Source organism: Vulcanisaeta moutnovskia 768-28 (assembly GCF_000190315.1).
Taxonomy (GTDB): Archaea; Thermoproteota; Thermoprotei; order Thermoproteales; family Thermocladiaceae; genus Vulcanisaeta; species Vulcanisaeta moutnovskia.
On record NC_015151.1, the window covers coordinates 1,064,961 to 1,083,085 of the forward strand.

19 protein-coding genes and 1 pseudogene are annotated in these 18,125 nt (G+C 45.9%); 8 read left to right on the top strand and 12 right to left on the bottom strand.

The window, feature by feature from the left end:
• Positions 1-183: 183 nt before the first annotated feature.
• The 12 genes and pseudogenes from VMUT_RS05665 to VMUT_RS05715 form a co-directional block, all read right to left on the bottom strand.
• Positions 184-1,914, bottom strand: coding sequence for a hypothetical protein (locus VMUT_RS05665; protein ID WP_013604458.1), 1,731 nt, complete (start codon positions 1,912-1,914; stop codon positions 184-186).
• Between the two features lie 3 nt (positions 1,915-1,917).
• On the bottom strand, positions 1,918-2,850 hold the full coding sequence (locus tag VMUT_RS05670; protein WP_013604459.1) for an SDR family NAD(P)-dependent oxidoreductase: 933 nt from the start codon (positions 2,848-2,850) through the stop codon (positions 1,918-1,920).
• Between the two features lie 4 nt (positions 2,851-2,854).
• Positions 2,855-3,982: a glycosyltransferase family 4 protein gene (locus VMUT_RS05675; protein ID WP_013604460.1), complete on the bottom strand. Its 1,128-nt coding sequence runs from the start codon at positions 3,980-3,982 to the stop codon at positions 2,855-2,857.
• A 15-nt stretch (positions 3,983-3,997) separates the two neighbouring features.
• Entirely contained in the window at positions 3,998-4,711 is a 714-nt protein-coding gene (locus VMUT_RS12270; RefSeq protein ID WP_158304793.1) for a glycosyltransferase family 2 protein, read from the bottom strand.
• Positions 4,712-4,775: 64 nt separating this feature from the next.
• A complete protein-coding gene (locus tag VMUT_RS05685) occupies positions 4,776-5,405 on the bottom strand; it encodes a glycosyltransferase family 4 protein (RefSeq protein WP_013604462.1) in 630 nt (209 codons plus the stop codon).
• Positions 5,406-5,458: 53 nt separating this feature from the next.
• The gene (locus VMUT_RS05690; protein WP_013604463.1) at positions 5,459-6,565 is read right to left on the bottom strand and encodes a glycosyltransferase family 4 protein; all 1,107 of its coding nucleotides are present in this window, start codon (positions 6,563-6,565) and stop codon (positions 5,459-5,461) included.
• A gap of 13 nt (positions 6,566-6,578) precedes the next feature.
• Positions 6,579-6,882, bottom strand: a pseudogene (locus VMUT_RS13100) (PaREP1 family protein).
• A complete protein-coding gene (locus VMUT_RS13105; RefSeq protein WP_237699726.1) occupies positions 6,821-7,072 on the bottom strand; it encodes a hypothetical protein in 252 nt (83 codons plus the stop codon). Before VMUT_RS13105 ends, VMUT_RS13100 begins: the two are co-directional and overlap by 62 nt.
• Before the next feature lie 42 nt (positions 7,073-7,114).
• Entirely contained in the window at positions 7,115-8,122 is a 1,008-nt protein-coding gene (locus VMUT_RS05700) for an ATP-binding protein (RefSeq protein WP_013604465.1), read from the bottom strand.
• Between the two features lie 191 nt (positions 8,123-8,313).
• Positions 8,314-8,745, bottom strand: coding sequence for a hypothetical protein (locus VMUT_RS05705; protein ID WP_013604466.1), 432 nt, complete (start codon positions 8,743-8,745; stop codon positions 8,314-8,316).
• A gap of 27 nt (positions 8,746-8,772) precedes the next feature.
• The gene (locus tag VMUT_RS05710; protein ID WP_013604467.1) at positions 8,773-9,363 is read right to left on the bottom strand and encodes a hypothetical protein; all 591 of its coding nucleotides are present in this window, start codon (positions 9,361-9,363) and stop codon (positions 8,773-8,775) included.
• On the bottom strand, positions 9,360-10,991 hold the full coding sequence (locus VMUT_RS05715; protein WP_013604468.1) for a hypothetical protein: 1,632 nt from the start codon (positions 10,989-10,991) through the stop codon (positions 9,360-9,362). The genes VMUT_RS05710 and VMUT_RS05715 overlap by 4 nt, the downstream gene beginning before the upstream one ends.
• Before the next feature lie 123 nt (positions 10,992-11,114).
• On the opposite strand from VMUT_RS05715, the gene VMUT_RS05720 reads away from it, so the two are divergent.
• Genes VMUT_RS05720 through VMUT_RS05755 form a run of 8 tightly spaced genes read left to right on the top strand, consistent with a single transcriptional unit; the run spans position 11,115 to position 18,125 of the window.
• Positions 11,115-12,584 carry an oligosaccharide flippase family protein gene (locus VMUT_RS05720; RefSeq protein ID WP_013604469.1) on the top strand — a complete coding sequence of 490 codons (1,470 nt, stop codon included), beginning with the start codon at positions 11,115-11,117 and terminating at the stop codon, positions 12,582-12,584.
• A 44-nt stretch (positions 12,585-12,628) separates the two neighbouring features.
• The gene (locus tag VMUT_RS05725) at positions 12,629-13,006 is read left to right on the top strand and encodes a hypothetical protein (protein WP_013604470.1); all 378 of its coding nucleotides are present in this window, start codon (positions 12,629-12,631) and stop codon (positions 13,004-13,006) included.
• Entirely contained in the window at positions 13,003-13,902 is a 900-nt protein-coding gene (locus tag VMUT_RS05730; RefSeq protein WP_013604471.1) for a DUF1616 domain-containing protein, read from the top strand. Before VMUT_RS05725 ends, VMUT_RS05730 begins: the two co-directional genes overlap by 4 nt.
• Complete coding sequence (locus VMUT_RS05735) at positions 13,895-14,482, top strand: DUF8471 domain-containing protein (protein WP_013604472.1); 588 nt, start codon at positions 13,895-13,897, stop codon at positions 14,480-14,482. The genes VMUT_RS05730 and VMUT_RS05735 overlap by 8 nt, the downstream gene beginning before the upstream one ends.
• A complete protein-coding gene (locus VMUT_RS05740) occupies positions 14,470-15,195 on the top strand; it encodes a DUF7982 domain-containing protein (RefSeq protein WP_013604473.1) in 726 nt (241 codons plus the stop codon). Before VMUT_RS05735 ends, VMUT_RS05740 begins: the two co-directional genes overlap by 13 nt.
• Entirely contained in the window at positions 15,185-15,445 is a 261-nt protein-coding gene (locus tag VMUT_RS05745; protein WP_148224682.1) for a hypothetical protein, read from the top strand. The genes VMUT_RS05740 and VMUT_RS05745 overlap by 11 nt, the downstream gene beginning before the upstream one ends.
• Entirely contained in the window at positions 15,442-17,301 is a 1,860-nt protein-coding gene (locus VMUT_RS05750; RefSeq protein ID WP_013604475.1) for a carboxypeptidase-like regulatory domain-containing protein, read from the top strand. Before VMUT_RS05745 ends, VMUT_RS05750 begins: the two co-directional genes overlap by 4 nt.
• On the top strand, positions 17,298-18,125 hold the full coding sequence (locus VMUT_RS05755) for a DUF4350 domain-containing protein (protein ID WP_013604476.1): 828 nt from the start codon (positions 17,298-17,300) through the stop codon (positions 18,123-18,125). The genes VMUT_RS05750 and VMUT_RS05755 overlap by 4 nt, the downstream gene beginning before the upstream one ends.

The window sequence follows — 18,125 nt, forward strand, 5'->3', positions numbered from 1 at the left end:
TAATAGGGCTGTTATGCATATTATGATAGATTAGGTACTTACTTACATCATTATTTCCCTTTGGATATAGGTACAGAACAACAAACACTAATATTGCAGATAAAGACTGCCGTGCATATTAGGCAGCCAGAAACCCCAACTCATGCCTACTGAATACGTCGCCGTGAGAAACATATAAAATTCTCATCCTAATCGGGTAATGTAGGCTTTGTAGAAATTGAGTGATATTACTACACTCGTACTGTTAGTGGGTTCGTATATTCTTGCCCCTATATTATCGTTTCCGATGATTATTAGTGCTGGATACCCAGTCCGCGGGGCTGGGGGTGGCGGTTTATTGAGTATGAAATTGATTGCGAATAGTGGGGTTCCTATTCTTGGGTCTAGTATCGTGGGCATGTTGCCGCTTAATAAGGGTGCTATAACCCAGGACACTTTCCATGATAAGTTATTAGCCCATCCTATGCCCGTTATGAATGTATTGGCTGAGTGCGTAGGATCTTGAACACCATAGAAGCCTAATATTGCGATCAATGCGATAACTAATAGGGTACTAATAATTCTGTCTCTGAACGTCATTATGATGAAGTAAGAGACAAGTGGAAGTAGCAGTAGGTAAAGCCAGTAAAAGTATCTTCCGCCTAGCCATGTGGATTGCCTTGCTATGAAGTTCAGAACTATACCTAAAAGCCCTAATAGACCAAGTACTACCAGATACCTATTGTTATTCTCCGGTAAGTTACCAATCCTGGTCATTTTCTTAATTATAAAGTACGTAATTGCTGATGCTGCTATTGCCGGTACTAGCGTCCACGATACTAAATATTGGTTAAGGCCGGGTCCATACCACGGTTGCCAAGCCGTTGCGTACGGCTTAAAAGCACCTGCCAAGAAGTTTATGAATTGCACTATCGACATCGGCAAGCCGCTGAATACAGCAATTCCCGCGAAGGTGAATACCCAGTATGCAATACTTATCGCCATTATTATTGCCAGGTAATTCCCGGCTCTATTACGACCAAGGCGTATTACAGCATCTCCTTTAATCAATAGTAATGGTAGTAAGTATGCCGCAATCACCAATGGATATGTTGCGTGAAATATCACACCGCTTACTGCAAATACTAAAATCACTACCCATATGTTGTTGGTATTATTTAATTGTTGATTGATTATTGCTGTTAATGTTAATAGTGCTAGCACAATTGATACGCCCTGAGCAACTATTTGAGTCAACGACAATGGTGGTGTTATAGAGAAAAGAAGCAACGCCAACTGCGCAGTCCCTTTACTATTAGTTAGCCTATAGGTTATGAAGTAAATGCTTAGTACGTAAATGAGAAATAAGCTATACTTAAGCAACAAGTAGTAGATCGGTATATCCTTAAGGGGAACTCCCATGGTTGAGAGCAACATGTACGTTAGTGCTGGTTCGGCATCGAACGGTTGGTAATAATCATTTTCGTTATACTTAAGAGGTATCCATCTGCCATCATGGGCTATTGCCGCTGCAAACCCCACCGTAAACCTAACATCATCACCCAATGGGTATGAGTCGTAGATCATAACTACAGTGTACGGAATTAAAATTAACATTAAGACGAGTAACATTAGGGGCAACTCTTTATTCTCATTTTTACTCTGCAGAATTAGCCAAGTAGTCAATGTGAGAAAAATAGAATTCACGTAGGGGAAGTATATCTTGAATCCCACGAGTATTATTAATACCGAGCTAATAACATACATTATTAATAGTATTACCGCGGTTCTTGCGGCGTTAATGCTGGTTAGACGGAAGTTCTTCCTATCTGTTAACGAAAGTAAGGGAAGTATTAACCATATGATGTACATGACTATTGCATACCTAACAATTGCTTGATTCAACAATTCATTAAGTAGGTTTATTAAAGCCATACCCTACATCATGCCCAGAACGGTTTCCTTAACAGCCTGTGCGCTATTTAATTTCGGTTTGAAGCCTAATGCCTTTAACCTCTCTATTTTAAGTGCTATTTTCTTTACGTCACCTAGCCAGCCAACTCCATGCGCGACTGGTTTATGGATTATTTTCACGTCCTTGAGCCCCATGGTCTCGATGACTATCTTAGCCACCTCGTCTACGGTTATCCAATCCTCTGACGCGACGTTAAAGACATTGAATGCATCACTAGCCTTTCTCCAGGCCAGTATTGTCGCCTCCACGGCATCATCAATGTATATGTAACTCCTGACCTGGGTACCGTTGCCAAGCACCTCAAGCTCCCTTGGGTTAGTCCTGAGCTTGTTCATGAAGTCCCAGACGACGCCGTGTCTTAGCCTTGGTCCAACGACATTGGCGTACCTGAGCACCACGGCCCTAATGCCGTAGAGTCTCGTGTAGGCGTGTATTAGGTTTTCGCAAGCCGCCTTGCTTGCTCCGTACACCGAGACCGGCCTAATCGGCGCGTCCTCACCGACTGGTATTTCGCTTGGTTCGCCGTAGACCGAGCTTGAGGACGCGAAGACCAACTCCTTAACGCCTCTCCTCCTCATTGCCTCAAGTAGGTTGAATGTGGCCACCACATTCTCGTTGAAGTGGGTCTCCGGGTTTGTGGTGCTTACCCTAACCTCCGGATTCGCAGCGAAGTGGAAGACTGCATCCACCCCGTCTACTGCCTTGAGTGCGTCCTCTGGTTTCTTCAAGTCACCAATCATGGCCTCTATTGAGGTGCCGAGGTGCTTCAGGTTTTCCAGCCTGCCGCTACTTAGGTTGTCGATTACCCTGACCTTGAAGCCCTCGTTGACTAACCTATCCACCATGTGGCTACCTATGAACCCAGCCCCGCCAGTGATTAGTATTGTCTCGCCCATTCCGTTACCCACCCGAGTATATGCTTAATAGTTTATTCACTATCTCGTCCCAGGTGAGCACGGACTTCCTACCCTCAGCCCCCAATCTCCTGCCTAATTCTTTGTCCTCTGCTAGTGTTACTATGGCCTCTGCGAGCGCCGCTGGGTTCCTAGGCGATACGAGAAGTCCATTTGTCATGTGCTTTACCCTGTATAGTACGCCGCCAACCATTGTCGCTATTATCGGCTTAGCCCTGGCCCAGGCCTCTGTTATTATCATTGGGTAGACCTCCACATAATTGCTTATGCTCGGTAAAACAACACCTATAGAACCATCGATGGCCCCAACCTTATCCTCCTCACTTATGAAGCCTAGGAAGAACACGTGCTTATCAACGCCAACCCTGCGCGCCAACTCCATGTATGGTCTCCGCTCACCAGGCCCTACAATGACAAGCCTTAAGTCGATCTTATTTATCACCAAACTCATCGCCTTTATTAACACGTCAACGCCCTTCAATGGGTGTAACCTACCCACGTAGAGCACGTAATCACCATTTATACCGTATTTACTCCTAAACGCGTCGCCAAGATAATCACGCTCTATAAACCACCTGGGAACTCCATCAGGCACGTATTCCACATTTACACCAAACCTACCCTCAATCAGTGCCTTATCCCTGAGGCTACGTGCCAACCGCACATCGGCAATGCCTAATGCCCTTTTAAGCATGGTATTTGAGTACTTAGGACCTAACAACCGGACCAGTGCGTTTGGGTGATCCCTCAAGGCGTCTACAGCCATGAAATGCATCATAGTCTTTATGCCAAGCTTCTTGGCTTCCTCGACGACCTTGACTGTGAATAGGCTGTTTTGGCTATGCCCATGAACAACATCAGCATTCCTCAAAAGGTCTCTAGGCACCTTCAGTGGGTAGGTTAAGTCTGGGTAACCTAGCCTAACCGCCTTAACCCTATGAATATGGACGCCGTTAATAACCTCCTCCCTGGGTCTGTTCTCGGCTCCGTATTGGCTCGTTATCACGTGGACTTCATGCCTAAGCTTAGCCATGCCCTCAGCCAGGGCCTTAACCACATTCTCTAAGCCGCCAACCACGGGCCAGTAGTGGTGATGAACGTGGACTATCTTCATAGTGTTTTATGCACTTTATGTCTCTCTTAGAAGATAGTTGAGCTCCCTTAGTAATCCTCTACGTTTGTAGCCTCTGGCGCTTACTAATACTGTCTCGTTTGTATCGAATTTGAAAATCTTTGAACCAAATCTCCTATAGACGTCTTCGCCAAATTTGTAGTCTTCCGTTGCTAATGCCGCATTTACATCAAATTGAACGTAATCATACAATTCGCGAGTGTAAGCTATGAAGTGCCCCGTTGTTTTATACGGTTTCCTGAAGTATTTATCGTAATAATGAGCTGCCAAATTATAAGCATCATAGTAGTAATGCGAAACATGATAGATACCAAGCTTCTGTTTCATTAAGTTGATCACTGTTCTATAAAGTATGAATGGTGTTAGTACAGTATCCGCATCAATTTGTACTATTATTTCACCCCCCGCCTCCAGCGAGCACATGTGCCTAGATAGGCCTAATTTACCTACGTGAGTATTTTCAATAATTTTCGCGCCGAACGTTTTTGCTATATCTCTTGTCCTATCACTCGATAAATTATCAACTACGATGACTTCATACCTGGGATATACATTAATTCTCTGTATTGCAAAGAGTGCCTGTCCTATGAAGTGTTCCTCATTTCTCGTTGGTATACAGATTGTGACTAGGGGCAATCTTTTAGCACTTATTGGTTGCACTTTCCCCTCTAAGGCATCCCTTATCTCGTGAAGTGCCCTATTAATTTTCATGTTCATCTCCCTTAATTCAAGTAATAAACGTCCAGATAGTGCATGCAGTAGGAATACGGTTAGTCTATTCATTGCTGATAAGCTTATTGTAGAGTTCCTCGTACCTGGGTAGTACTTTATTCCATAAGTGTTTTTGCGCCCATTCCTTGGCTTGGGTTTTGAGCTTCTTCCTTAATTCCTCATCGGTTAATAATGTGGTTATGGCTTCTCCGTATTTCTCCGGCTTGGGCTCTGCCCATAGGCTCGCCAGATTTGGTGGTGCGGCCTCTGCTTGTCCTCCGTTTCCCGTTATTGTTGATGGTGTTCCGTGGATTCCAGCCTCAAGTAGTGTTATTCCGAATGGTTCGTATAGTGATGGCAGCGCGTAGATTGTGCTTTCCAGGTACAGCTTATGCTTCAGCTCCTCACTCACCTCGCCCATGTACTGCGTGTTTATGCCGTGTCTCTCTGCGTAGTTTAGTATGTCGTGGATTAAGCCTTCGTCTGGCCCTGCCAGGATTAACTTGGCGCTCTTCATTTCCTTAGTTACGTAATTCATTGCCTTGATGAGTAGGTTTATGTTCTTTGACTTGCTTATCTTGCCCAGGTAGAGGACTTGGTTATTAGCCTTGGCGTTACTATTAACGTCGCATCTGTCCTCCTCAACGCCGTTTGGTATTACCTCGATCCTACCCTCAGTCAAGGCCTTAACCACGTTTTCGATACCTCCAGTTATAGGCGAGTAATGGTGATGTATATGAATGATCTTCACATCAGGCCCTCATACAGTTTTTCGTATATTTGTAAAATTTTTCTCCACAGGAAGTATTGTGCCCATTCTTTGGCTTTACTACTTAACTTCTTATAAAAATCCTCATCTGTTATCAGACTTAAGATTGCCCCAGCGTATTCCTTAGGCTTTGGTGGAGCCCATAAGCTTGCTCTTCCTGGTGGTGCTGTGTATATTTGACCTCCCCATCCCGTTATTACAGAGGGAGTGCCCGTTGATGCCACTTCCAGCAACGTTACCGGCATTGCATCATACTTTGATGGGAATGCAAATATCCTTGATGATAAGTAGAGCTTATACTTTTCCTCATCACTAACAACTCCTAAATATGATATCCTGATGTTGTGCCTTACTGCGAATTGGTATAAAGATCTAAGAATTCCTTCATCAGGCCCTGCTAGTACTAATCTTGCTTTACCTTTAAGGTATATCATTGATTTAATCAATAATGATACATTCTTATCCTTACTTATTCTGCCTAGGTACAATATTTGATCTTGATTTTTATCGACATCAGTTTTTGGTACATACTCTATACCGTTTGGTATTATTGCCACTTTATCTCCATCTACATGTAGCTTATTTATAACTATATCTTTTTCTAATGGTATTAATGCTATATATTCATCGTAATATTTCAAGGTATTATTAAAGAAAGTATCAACAAGTTGGTAATAACCCCATGTAACTGGGCCTACTTTAAAGATAGGATAAAAAGGCATATGGCCATGTAGTATGGCTTTAAATCTAAGCTGTCGCTTAAGTTTAGCTACTTGAAATACATGTGGGTGCCTCCAGACGTGCACGTGGACTATGTCTGGCTTTAGTGACTTTATGACCTGGGGTAGTTCTGGGCTGTAGGTTCCGTGGCTCCAGGTTATGCCTGGCCTAAGCCTGATTACCCTGACGCCGTTTATAGTCTCCTCCCTGGGCAATGAGCCGATGCAGCCTACCCTAAGCCTATTGTAGGTCACCACATAGACCTCATGACCCTTGCCAGCCATGTGTTCGGCTATGTGCTTAACCACGTCCTCAACGCCGCCGATCACGGGGTAGTAGAAGGGTGCTACGTGTATTATCCTCATTCTCTCGCCAATGCTATGATTTTAGACCCCTACCTTCACTGTCCAATACCCTCTGTGCCTCCTGTATCATTTTCTCTATGTCTGGTAGTCTGTCGTTGATGTCTTCGGCGTTTAGCTTCGCCTCGTGGAATCCCCACACGTGTAGGTGGTTCGCGGTGTCCCATGACCGCCTTCTCCAGGTCAGTCACTGTCCACCTTCCTCTTTCCTCGACTCTAGCCAGCATGTCCTTGATGCCGTAGTGCTGCGTCAACGCCCTAACGACCTCCTCGGCTGCCTTGTAGAGTTTCTCGCTGGCCTGGACCGGGTCCTTGTCTATGAGTTCCCTGCCCTCGTTTAGGTATTTTTAGGTATTTAGTGGCTAGTTCCAGCCTGGCCCTTGCGGTTGTTTCTGGGTCTAGGTTTAGGGCCTTGATCAATGTGTCTATCGCCAATTCATTTACATCGACCCCCTTCTTCATGGTCTCCTCGTATAGTGTCCTTGGAACCTCGATGGACACTACGCTCATGCTGGCTACCTTGATGATTAGGCCTGGGTTATTAATCCTTGCTCATGTTAATTCCTGAAGCGTCCTTCTCACGGCCTCTCTATGCAGTGGTGTTTGCCAAGCGACGTACTTACCAATACCGAGCTCGAGGTCTTTCTCTGGTGGTGGTTGGTCTATCCAGGTTATTGAGTCTCTGCTTGGTAGTGGGTGGATTATTAGGTTGCGTTCGGTTAGTTCGTTTATTAGTTCCTCGGGTGCGTTGGCCCATAGGGTGTCTGGGTTTTCGATGGCTTTCTCGAGCCAGTTGCGCCATTTGTTTATGAAGCTTTGCGTAATGGTTTTGGAATCCATTAGCCAGTTGACTACTTCCTTGGTGTTCCAGCCCTTTGTGATTAATTCACCCAACATTCTTGGGTTTCCACCGGTTATTCTCCAGGCCTCCTCAAGGCCTAACTTACCGCTGGGTAATTGACTGTATAGTTGTTTAAAGCTCTCCCTCGCCATGTTCCACATTACGTCTAGGTGCGCCCACGTGTGCCTGCCTATTTCCCTCCTCGACAAACCCTCACTCGTGGTCACTATGGTTATCACCCTCTCGTACTCAGCCGGTGGGTACTCAATGAGGTTTAGCAGCGCCTTAACGTACATCGCCGACTCCCTGACCCCAATTACTTGGAATACGTCATCAGCCAGTATGGCCACCCTGCCCCGCCTCACCCTTATTAATTCATTAATCACGTTGTAGGCGATCCAAGCTATCCTAGCCAGGGCGTTTTGATTAATCGCCTCCTGGACAAGCTTGAAAAGCTCATTCCTCAAGTCCCTAACCCCAACCTCGGCGTAGACCTGACCGTTCAGTGGATTTACGTAAACCACATCAAAGCCATAATCCCTAAGGAGCTCCATTGACTGCAATAGCCACGCAGTCTTACCACAGCCCTCCGGACCATAAACCACCTCCACAAGCCTCATACCCCTATCGACCCACTCCTCAACACGCCTAAGGGCCAAATCCCTATCGGTGAACTCGACCTGGAGGTTTGGGACTAGTGGTAATTTGATTCTTCTCATGTCTGTGTTCCTCCCATTGTTTTTCTTGTTAATTCCCTGTTGGTTTTGTTATTGCCGTTGTGCTTCCCTCCCTATTGTCGTCATTACTGCTTGCTTTCCATTCCTAAGTGGGCCAGTTAACCATTCAGTGAGTATCATGGATAATGGCCTTTCAATGGTTTTGGTATTCAAAGTGCTATTTCTCTGCCTTGTCATGGGTTTGTCGTGTTCATGCCCAGTTCTGGTCTGTATATTATTGGTGTGTTCAGCCACATTAGGCCCATGTTGATTATGTCCTGGACCCTCCTAACAACAGCCCTGACCCAATCAAGCCTCTCAACCAGTTTCCTGCCGACTAGGTAGGCTATGAACTTCGCCTTTCTCATCAGTACGAGACTTAGCGCCTCTATTACCGCTTCCCTGAGCATTCCCAGGACCTTCGGTGACTTGAACCTGAGGCCTTGCCTTAGGTATGGAATGGACGCCTCGAGGAGACCCCTTCGTAGTGGGTCAATTCTCCACCAAACGCCGAGTCTTAGGGCTAATTTCTTTGTTGATTGTATTAGTTGCAGGCTGACGACATTGATGGTGTTGTTCAGGAAGTCCCTTATGAGTCCCAGGGCCTCCTCGGGTGGTATAAACATTACAATTTAGTGGGTTATGGCCATTATTTAAATATTGCCCTGGGGACGTGTCGTTGGGTTTCTTGCCTCACTGCCTATTGCCTGCTTTGACTTATTGTGCCTTCTTGTTTCTATGGCTGCTGGTATTGCCATTAGTCCTATGGCTAGGGCTACCCAGTATATTAGGTGTGGGGTTATTGTTATTGTCATTAGTATGTTGGTGTCTCCGTAATTCATACCCATGACTCCACTGTCCATGAGCACCAGCGGGTATTTCGCTGGTACGTGGTACACGCCAAATACGTAGTTCGCTATGTAGTATATAATGAGTGGGTAGATGAGGTATGGTATTGATAGTGAGGTCAATGCGTAGGTCCTTACCGGCTTATCCTTCATTGTCACTAGGTATATGTTTCTTGCCAGGGTTATTATTAGGTATGCCCTGTACGCCTCGAGTACTGCGGTTATTAAGCCCGAGATCTCCAGGGTCGTTCCCAGGAGGGTTATTACGAATTGGAATGGTGATGTGCCAATTATGAGTAGCCCGCCGAAGTCGTATGTCCACCAGTACAGTGGTGTTGCCACCACGGCTAGCCCAAGGACCAGGTACACCAGTGTGATTGGGTACTTGATCCTCATGGTCTCACCCTCAGCCTGACCATTGTTGAGCCTACCATGACCGTTACATTGACATACTCGTTAAGGGCGCTCGCATTGGTTACCCTGAGCCTGAGGATACCAGTGCTGTTTGGTGGTATCTCGACTGGTGCCATAAGGTGTACGTATTGGTTGGTTATGTTGATTATTTCCATGGGTACACCGAGTGGGTTCTTGATGGGGATCTCTATGATCGTTGGTTCAAGCCCCGTACTGCCTATTGTGAACTCCTCTGTTAGGTTCACGCCCATGATGCCCAGGAGTATTGTCACGTTTTTCCCCACTGGGTTGGTTATGTTGGTCATGAGGAACCTAAGCACCGTCTCTCCTATGGGCGGTATTGTCGTGGTGTTCATTAGGTGTAGGATTGGGCTTGTTATGTTGTATATGGTTATTGCGTGGCTCGTTGGGTTTTCGACAGGTATACTCAGTATGGCGCCCCTTAAGTCGCTAAGACCTGCTGTTGTGCTTAGTGGTGTTACCATAGTCAGGTTGATGCCGTTGATGCCCAGTTTTATTAGTACGTCCTCATTACCCATGGCAATGCCCCTGTAGAGACCGAGGTAGTTGCTCACGTTTATGGTTATGTAGGAGGAGCCAGGTGGAACCACCTGTGGTGGGCTTGCCAGTTCTATGTATTGCCCTCGTAATTCATAGATAATCACCTCAGTGTTCAGTGGGTTTTCTACGTTGACCCTCAACACACCGCCTGTGCTGATTGGTGTGGCGTTAATTCCCCTGCTTAGTATGAATTCGCCGCTGATCACCGTACCGCCTAGGTTCATGGATGCGTTAACCACCTCCTCACCCTCCTGGTATAGGGCGTAGAAGCCTGTGTAGTTCCATACGTGGAACTCCGCACTTGCTGTACTGTTTGGTGGTACCTCCACAGGGCTGACTAGGGTTATGTACCTGCCCGTAATGTTGTATATGGTTACCATGAATGGATAATTATTCCTGACTACAATGCGTACGTATCCGCCGCTCAGGTTTGGTATTGATAATTGTACACTGGTTGTTTTACCAAGTATGCCCTCTGTGGTTATTCCCACCCCACACGCTGTCAGGTTCATGGTTATTGCCTCCTCGCCAGCCGTGTATGATTGGTAGAGGGCTTGGGCGTTAGTTATTGTCAGTGCTATGGAGGCTGTGCCCTGTGGCGGGACTGTGTATTGCCTGTTCATGGTTATGTAATTCCCAGTTATGTTGTTTATGACTACTGTGCAGTTGAGGTGGTTCGTTATTAGTAGTGTCATGGCTCGTTCGTTGTATGGTTGCACGCTCATGTCCAGTGTTCCGTTTATGCTGGTTGGTAATTTGGGTACTTCAAAGCTGAGCCCTCCTGTGACATTCATTGGTGCGCTTGGTATGTGCATATGAAGTAATCCAGCGCCGTTATTAATGCTGCTCAGCACGCTTAAGAGTCCCTGGGTATTTAGTTCTATATTGGGCGTAATAACGCTGCTGCTTATTTTGCTTAGTGAATCGTTGACTATACTGATTGGTTGTGTTATGTAATTATGGATATTAGTGGGAACATTATTAATTACTATGTATGCCACTACTATTGCTACAGCTACCAAAATGGCTATGAGTCTAATTATATCCATATGTAATGATTTACCACTATTCTTTATAAATTATAGTATTAGTGGCATGGGTAAAACGTGATGGGTATTATCCTTGTTGTGAATAATGCTTTAATTATGCCTTGCTAATGATGACTTCGCATAATGAGGGAATCACCAGTTGGTGGTGTGATATTTGGATACCTATACACTGCGGTTAATTACACCTTTGCATTGATCTACGTCATCGTATTGACCAGGTACATACCCCTGACCCAGTATGGTTATTACAATACTTTAATGGCCATGATTGGCATGATTGGTTTGTTCTTCCCGACCCTCGGCGTTGATGCGGCTATAGCCAGGGAGGGCGCAATGATGCATTCCAGGGGTTTGGACATTAGTGATCACTACGCAGCCCTGCTCGCAATATCCCTAACAATATCGACACTCTACGCGGCAGCACTAATAATCGCCACGCCACTATACCTCGCCAGTAAAATACCCAGTGAGTATATGGGTCTTACCATTATTTATGCAGTTTATGTAATCACGGCAGGCATTAACGGCGCGTTATCAGCATACCTATGGATGACTGGCAGATTAGTAACACAGGGAATTGGCAGTATGCTGGGTAGCATAACATTTAGGAGTATTGAGATAGCGTTGATGCTTGTGATGAGGAATGTTTACGCAATACAGTTGGGTATGGTGACTGGTCAATTAGCCACATTGATTTACTACCTGTCCCTGGTTAGGCACATACCGAACCCAGTGAGGGGAATTTCATTGATAAGGAGGGGTTTGAGGGGTTACGTAAACCTTGGCATTCAGAATTGGTTGCTTGGTTACCTGGGTTCCGTGGGTGGTTACGCAATAACCTACATAATTTACTTATTCATAGGCACGAATTACGTAGCCCTCTACAGCCTAGTCACTTACATGCTTGGTGCGGTGACTGCCCTGGGTGGTGCCGTGACTAACGTCTTTGGGAGTAGGGTAGCCCATGCAATTGGCAGTAATGCAAGTGAGACGCATCACTTGATCCGTGATTACGCGGTAGCAGCCATCGCAGTGAGCGGCATATTAGCCCTCGGCGCTGCATTACTCGCGCCGTTACTGCCATTGATTGGTATTGTCCATGGTAATTATATTGACGCAATACCCTATGGTATTGCCCTGTTCGGTACTGCGGTGCTTAGTTCCGTGGTTTCCATATACACGACGTATTACTGGTTACTGGGTAGGGGTTGGAGTGCCCTCGTAATTTCCGGGATTGGCATAGTCACGAGTGTCTTATCATCATTATCCCTACTGGCCTTTGATGGTGGTATTGGTCTCTACGCCGTTATATTGTCCTCCTACCTCGGGTCTATGGTTTCCATAATCATCTACCTAGCCATTGATAGGGGACCAAGCGCTGCTCACTTGGCTGTGAATACCGCAATCTACCTATTGCTCTCGGTCGCGGTGGCTCTATCCTACATACTAATCACAAGTTCCTGGCCACTCTACCAATTGATTATTTTTCTCCTCGCGCTATTAATAACATACATTGTGAGACCAATACCTAGGTCTGTGCTTGATCAATTACCTGGTTTCATTAGGCCTCTCCTGGCTCCATTTGTGTCATAATTTATGCGAAAAGCTTTATTTTCACCCCCTGAAGTTCTTGTTTGATGCTTGATAATTACGTAATTGACCTAGTTAGGGATTTCCTGGTGAGTCACGTGAATGGTGTCGACCTTCATTTCCTACTCCACGTGAGGTCACTCGCCATTAGGGTGAATTCCTGGTGGAGGGTGAACCCACTCAGGAGAGCATTGCTTAATGCCACAATTATGTACTTGAGGATGGGCTTCATTGTGAAGTCAAGAGCCTTAATTAATATGCTTAGGGACGCCGTGATAGAGGCACTACTTGGGGCAGTGATGAGGAGGCTATCCTTCGTTGCCTACGTGGTTGGCATTAGGATTGCTGGGCATGGTAAGGACCCAGTGATTGCTGGGCTCCAGTGGCTTAATAGGCCAGGTCATTACAGGTGGTTGGCTAAGTGATCCGTTGGTCATTAATATTGATCCTGTTGCTTGCGGTATTGGGAATAACGGCGTATGCACAGCAATCAAGTGCCTTAATGGCTTACCACTACATTGTTGAGTTGAGTAGGTTGGGTGTTAACACCACGGTTCTAATTAATGAATTGAATCAAGCCATCTACCTTGAGAGCGTGGGGCAGGTGAGTAATGCCTCGTTAATCATAAATAGCATAGTCACCAATGCGCAATCAATGCTTCCTGGGACTGGTCTTCATCACATGGTTTATATGGTAGTTGAGGCCCTGGTAATCGTGCTTGTAATAGCCCTAATCGTGGTGCTTTACGTGTGGAGGCGTGAATTCATAGGCTCTATCTGGCTTAGGGTTAGGGGTGGTAATAGGGTTAGGGGCGGTGGCCCTGGTAGGAGTAGGACGTTTTTGTTTAATGAGGAGGTAGCCGCAGTGGCCTTGTCCCTTGTCATAATACTCATTGTATTCCTAACAGCCCAGTCAGTGGTGAGTAGTTATACCCAGTCCTTCTCTGCAATAGCCCTCCTCGGCCCCACTGGAAAGCTTGGTGATTACCCGAGCACAGTAATCATTGGACAACCAATTAACCTCTACATATATGTCTATAACCACATGGGTGTCCCTACCTGGTTCATTGTTAAGGTCTTCATAACAAGCAACACGAGCGCCGAACCACCACTCAACCAGACACCGGTCATGGTCTTCCAGAGGGTTTTGGCGAATAATGGGACTTGGATCGAACCACTAACGTTTAGCCTAAACTCCACTGGCTCGTATAGGTTGATTGGGGAGCTTTGGATGTACGACCCAGGTAATTTAACGCTTACGTACACGGGTAATTACGTGCAGTTGTGGATCAATGTCACGCAGGTGATGCCCAGTGGATAATAGTGATGTAAAGAAGGCCATCAGGAAGGCCCTAGGCGCTAACCAGTGCTCCAGTGTCAGTGAATTGGTTAGTGTTGTTTCAAGGGACTTGGGCTTATCGCAGGGCGTTGTTGCCTATGAGGTAATGATGATGTGGAAGAATGGGGAACTGGAACTGGAGGGTGTCCCGCGCAACGCTGTTGCTTATGTCTTTAGTATCGAGGGTATTTGGTACTGGGTATCCCTGGTCCTTGTTATTTCCTCCGTGGTTGCGGTATTGCTAATAGCATCGGGTCCCCTCATCTACCTTAGGTATGGCCTTGGGGCATTGATGATACTCTTCATGCCAGGCTACGCACTTGTTGAGGCTCTGTACCCAAGGGGTGATGAGTTGAGTCCGTTGGAGAGACTTGCCCTGTCCATAGGACTTAGCCTAGCCGTTGTTCCCCTAATTGGCTTACTACTTAATTACACACCATGGGGTATTAGGTTTGTGCCTATTGTGATTTCTACGAATATCATAACAATTGCCCTACTCACGGTTGCCCTGGTTAGGAAGGCCAGAGCATTCGAGGCAGGTGAGGATAGGTGCCAGGGATAAACAGTGACCTAGGCATATCACTGTTGATACTTGGTGCTGGGCTAACAGTGATTGGTTACTTGATCCTTGACTCAACACCAGTCCTTGTCCTCGGCATATCGGTGATCATAATGGGCCTATTGGCCGCGTGGGGTGAGGGAGCGCTGGAGAGGACTCAATTGGAGCTTGCCAGGACTGGTTGGGTGAATGTTAGTGTATTGCTTGAGAGCCTTGGGGTGGCTAATAGGGCCATTTATATGCCCAGTAATACCACGGAGTTCGGGGTCACCATGGCACTAGTACCACTGGTTAAGCCCATACCACCCAGCATTAGGTTGCCCAGGGGATTCGCCGTTAAGTACGGTGCAGAAGGCGAGACCGGCCTACTGCTCTACACACCAGGCTCCGCGGCAGTTACTAAGTGCATGGGTGCTGGTGCAATAGGTGGTGATGCCTCCACAAGCCTAACCAATTGCCTTGTTAATCACCTAACCGTGGCTAGAGGTATAGTGACTACCATCAGTGATAATGGCATTACTGTGGTTGTCAGGGATTCGAGGGTTGGTGAGCTTTACGGTAATGAATTAACAAGGTCCATTATTGGTTCACCAACAGCTTCATTAGTCGCTGCAGTGATTGCTGAATCCCTTAACTCACCGGTCATGATCGAGTCCGAGGAAGTCAGGGGCAGGGATTTAGTGGTTAGGCTTAGGGTGCTTGGTCGTGGTGCTTAAGCAACTACTAATAACGCAGTTAATGCTTTACGCGGTGATCATCGCATTCCTGGCATACTTGGGTGTTGGTGACATTGCCATATACATTTCACTGATTATCCTGGTCTACCTAGTGACCATAGTGACTGCCCACCCACTACCGCCTGGTATGCGTAGGGTATCCACAGTAATCACTGTGGTATTGGTTGCTATATTCCTCTACTTCGCAATAATTAGGATACTTGAAATACTGGGTGTGCCAGTACTATGAGGGTTATTTACCTCGCATTGATTGGGCTCCTCTTCATAATTGCCATTACTTACCTAGGCCACATGATTAGGTGGCAATCATTATCGATAATGAATCCACTTAATGAGAAGTTGTCTGTTGATGTGCAGGGCGTCACAAACCTATTCATAGAGGCCCTTGAATTGAATGCAATAAGCAACTACACGGACGCGCTGAGTCTCCTTAAGGCCCTAGGTGCTTCCGGGGCAGTAAGGGCTATGCCTGCATTAAGCCAGTTACATTCCTACGAGTCACAACTCACTAATTACCTATCTGAGTTAGGTAGTATTTACTCCGAGTCCCTTAGCCTAATATCAATGGGCAACTACAGTGGTGCTAGGAGCCTCGCCCTTGAGGGTTTACTACTCGATAGTGAGGCGAATAATGAGTTAAACACCATAGCGAACATAATCAGTAGTGTTGCTCCTAACAGTACTGGGCAGGTGATTGGCACAATCCAATCAATTAGGCAGTACCTAGTCAATCTCAATAATACTTTTCTAGGCATAATAGCCAGTAATTATACAGGGACTGAGTTAACAATAGCAGTCTCACCAAACCCGGTGGTCATTGGTGAGGATGTTATTACCCAGGGAGTGCTGACTATGGTAAATGGAACGCCAATACCGAACGCCACCGTGACCATATACATAGGCAATAACCAGGTTGGTTATGCAATAACAAATGCAGCTGGTCATTACTCACTGAGCTTTGTAATACCGCAGATTTACATGAATATAACAAACGTGACCGCGCTATACAACCCAACACCAGGAAGTAACTTCCTACCCTCTAGGGCGGTGGCTCCCATAATCATTAACTTCAACTCAACGCAACTCATTGTTAATTATACTAAGCAGGTGACGTGGGGTAGCGCAATAAACATTAGTGGTTATGTGAATGGACCCCCACTTAGGCAGGTAATTATTAGTATTAATGGGTTTAATGTAAGTACGTACGCCATAAACAATAGGTTTTACGCATCGGTAGGCACAACCAACATGACACCCGGTAATTACTCACTCATGGTTTACGCACCACCCATTAATTCATACTCACCCGCCTACTTCAACGGCACCATTGCGGTATCCCCAATAATAATTAATGCAACAGTAACGGCAAGTAATGTGGCGATTGCTGGCTTGTCAGTACCAGTGACCATACATGTAACTCCCTGGATCAACAACCTAACACTTACGATATATCTCGGTAATGAGGCGATGAACATCAGTGCGCCAGGCCCTAACTTCACAGTCTCATTATCAATACCAGCATCCCTAAGCATGGGTAGGCGTTACATAGTTGTTTCAGTGGTTACAAATCCACCAGTAATAGGTACTCCCTATGCCTACGGTATCTTCGTAATAAACCCAATCGAGGTCGTAATACCCATAGCCCTCGCAATACTGCTCTTCCTACTTGTGCGTTCAGGTATGATAACAATAACCAGCAGACAGGAGGTTATTAACCCACGGGAGTCAGAATCCCTTAATCCCATCCCACTCAGTATTAGGGCTAGGCCTGAGGTTAAGGCGTTGGAGAGGAAAATAATGAGTAATGTACCGGTTGGTAAGATAAACATTGATAGTGTTAAGGAGATTGTCAGTGCAATGGCTAGTGCAATTTACGTGGTAAGCAAAAAAACTGGGATTAAATTGAGAAGTACGGATACGCTCAGGGAGTACCTAAGCGCCATGACTGGTAAGTTGGGTGATGATGATTACACGGTGCTCGCATCCCTCGTTAAACTGACGGAGTACGCCTTGTATTCACCATACGTACCCACAGACAATGATGTAAATACCGCCTGGGATTTAGCGAGGCGATTCACACAATGAAGTGGATTCCAATATCAGTGGTAATTCTCACCTTTATTTTCATAGCCATAGCCCTAGGACCCTCACTAACACCCTTCGATGCATACAACTCCTATTGGGATGGTTACTCAACAGCAGCCTCAATATGCCTAAAACCCGTCTATGCCCTACCGAGCAACCTCAGTGGTATCACCTCCATCTTCATAACCCCAGAAACAAACCTAAGTAGGTCCTTAATATCATCATTACTTAACTATGTGGTTAGTGGCGGTAGGTTAGTTGTAATTGACGGTAATGTGGAGGCTAGCAATCAATTACTAAGTGAGTTGGGTGTTGGGAGTAGGTTCACGAACCTCATGATTAGGGACCCAATACTCAATGTGATTAATGAGGAGTTCCCACTGGCGTTTGTGGTGAGTAACCCATTAATATCAATGAATCAGGGTGTGCTGGCGCTGGATAATGCCACGGTGATCGATATAGGCGACCCCAATGCTGTGGTTATTGCAGAAACAAGTCGCTTTAGTATTGCCGGTAACCTAACGGGTTCATTCCCAGTCATAGTTGCCATATCCATTGGTAGGGGTTATGTAATCCTCATTTCAAGCCCGGGGATGCTCATGAACTCATTAATTAATGAGGCAAATAATGAGGCCTTCCTCAGGGAATTATGCAGTAATGGTTCTGCGGTATACTTCGAGGGTGCATTGATTGAGAATCCACAGGGTATTGCCAAGGCCTGGTTACTTACGGCATATGCCTACGCATCCACATACCCAGTTAATTACCTACTGATTCTAGCGCCGGTAATACTTATGATAGTAGTATTATTAATAAAAAGGTAG

Coding starts and splice junctions, on each gene's coding strand:
- VMUT_RS05750 (WP_013604475.1), top strand. CDS start 15,442: ATGAGGGTTATTTACCTCGCATTGATTGGGCTCCTCTTCATAATTGCC.
- VMUT_RS13105 (WP_237699726.1), bottom strand. CDS start 7,072: ATGAGCGTAGTGTCCATCGAGGTTCCAAGGACACTATACGAGGAGACC.
- VMUT_RS12270 (WP_158304793.1), bottom strand. CDS start 4,711: ATGAAAATTAATAGGGCACTTCACGAGATAAGGGATGCCTTAGAGGGG.
- VMUT_RS05700 (WP_013604465.1), bottom strand. CDS start 8,122: ATGAGAAGAATCAAATTACCACTAGTCCCAAACCTCCAGGTCGAGTTC.
- VMUT_RS05755 (WP_013604476.1), top strand. CDS start 17,298: ATGAAGTGGATTCCAATATCAGTGGTAATTCTCACCTTTATTTTCATA.
- VMUT_RS05670 (WP_013604459.1), bottom strand. CDS start 2,850: ATGGGCGAGACAATACTAATCACTGGCGGGGCTGGGTTCATAGGTAGC.
- VMUT_RS05665 (WP_013604458.1), bottom strand. CDS start 1,914: ATGGCTTTAATAAACCTACTTAATGAATTGTTGAATCAAGCAATTGTT.
- VMUT_RS05690 (WP_013604463.1), bottom strand. CDS start 6,565: ATGAGGATAATACACGTAGCACCCTTCTACTACCCCGTGATCGGCGGC.
- VMUT_RS05705 (WP_013604466.1), bottom strand. CDS start 8,745: ATGTTTATACCACCCGAGGAGGCCCTGGGACTCATAAGGGACTTCCTG.
- VMUT_RS05710 (WP_013604467.1), bottom strand. CDS start 9,363: ATGAGGATCAAGTACCCAATCACACTGGTGTACCTGGTCCTTGGGCTA.
- VMUT_RS05720 (WP_013604469.1), top strand. CDS start 11,115: ATGAGGGAATCACCAGTTGGTGGTGTGATATTTGGATACCTATACACT.
- VMUT_RS05715 (WP_013604468.1), bottom strand. CDS start 10,991: ATGGATATAATTAGACTCATAGCCATTTTGGTAGCTGTAGCAATAGTA.
- VMUT_RS05675 (WP_013604460.1), bottom strand. CDS start 3,982: ATGAAGATAGTCCACGTTCATCACCACTACTGGCCCGTGGTTGGCGGC.
- VMUT_RS05725 (WP_013604470.1), top strand. CDS start 12,629: ATGCTTGATAATTACGTAATTGACCTAGTTAGGGATTTCCTGGTGAGT.